This is a genomic window from Enterococcus sp. H57, from assembly GCF_003112495.1.
Taxonomy (GTDB): Bacteria; Bacillota; Bacilli; order Lactobacillales; family Enterococcaceae; genus Enterococcus_B; species Enterococcus_B faecium.
In genome coordinates this window covers 1-1546 of the sequence record NZ_BEHC01000013.1, presented here as the reverse complement: position 1 = coordinate 1546, position 1546 = coordinate 1, and the positions used below count along the sequence as shown (strand labels likewise).

Here is a 1546-nt window from a genome sequence, read left to right as displayed (position 1 = left end):
AAAAGGTTACCTCACCGACTTCGGGTGTTACAAACTCTCGTGGTGTGACGGGCGGTGTGTACAAGGCCCGGGAACGTATTCACCGCGGCGTGCTGATCCGCGATTACTAGCGATTCCGGCTTCATGCAGGCGAGTTGCAGCCTGCAATCCGAACTGAGAGAAGCTTTAAGAGATTAGCTTAGCCTCGCGACTTCGCAACTCGTTGTACTTCCCATTGTAGCACGTGTGTAGCCCAGGTCATAAGGGGCATGATGATTTGACGTCATCCCCACCTTCCTCCGGTTTGTCACCGGCAGTCTTGCTAGAGTGCCCAACTGAATGATGGCAACTAACAATAAGGGTTGCGCTCGTTGCGGGACTTAACCCAACATCTCACGACACGAGCTGACGACAACCATGCACCACCTGTCACTTTGCCCCCGAAGGGGAAGCTCTATCTCTAGAGTGGTCAAAGGATGTCAAGACCTGGTAAGGTTCTTCGCGTTGCTTCGAATTAAACCACATGCTCCACCGCTTGTGCGGGCCCCCGTCAATTCCTTTGAGTTTCAACCTTGCGGTCGTACTCCCCAGGCGGAGTGCTTAATGCGTTAGCTGCAGCACTGAAGGGCGGAAACCCTCCAACACTTAGCACTCATCGTTTACGGCGTGGACTACCAGGGTATCTAATCCTGTTTGCTCCCCACGCTTTCGAGCCTCAGCGTCAGTTACAGACCAGAGAGCCGCCTTCGCCACTGGTGTTCCTCCATATATCTACGCATTTCACCGCTACACATGGAATTCCACTCTCCTCTTCTGCACTCAAGTCTCCCAGTTTCCAATGACCCTCCCCGGTTGAGCCGGGGGCTTTCACATCAGACTTAAGAAACCGCCTGCGCTCGCTTTACGCCCAATAAATCCGGACAACGCTTGCCACCTACGTATTACCGCGGCTGCTGGCACGTAGTTAGCCGTGGCTTTCTGGTTAGATACCGTCAAGGGATGAACAGTTACTCTCATCCTTGTTCTTCTCTAACAACAGAGTTTTACGATCCGAAAACCTTCTTCACTCACGCGGCGTTGCTCGGTCAGACTTTCGTCCATTGCCGAAGATTCCCTACTGCTGCCTCCCGTAGGAGTTTGGGCCGTGTCTCAGTCCCAATGTGGCCGATCACCCTCTCAGGTCGGCTATGCATCGTGGCCTTGGTGAGCCGTTACCTCACCAACTAGCTAATGCACCGCGGGTCCATCCATCAGCGACACCCGAAAGCGCCTTTCAAATCAAAACCATGCGGTTTCGATTGTTATACGGTATTAGCACCTGTTTCCAAGTGTTATCCCCTTCTGATGGGCAGGTTACCCACGTGTTACTCACCCGTTCGCCACTCCTCTTTTTCCGGTGGAGCAAGCTCCGGTGGAAAAAGAAGCGTTCGACTTGCATGTATTAGGCACGCCGCCAGCGTTCGTCCTGAGCCAGGATCAAACTCTCATAAAAAGTTCGAACAATCTTGCGATTGTTAAGCTCAATTTGTTTGCTAGCATATTGCTTGCTTGTTAAAAATGTTTGTTG

Annotated in this window: 1 rRNA gene; it reads right to left on the bottom strand. The window is 52.3% G+C overall.

Annotated features, from left to right (window positions below):
* Nucleotides 1–1471, bottom strand: a 16S ribosomal RNA gene (locus DIZ30_RS04190); the annotation flags it as partial.
* Nucleotides 1472–1546 lie beyond the last annotated feature (75 nt).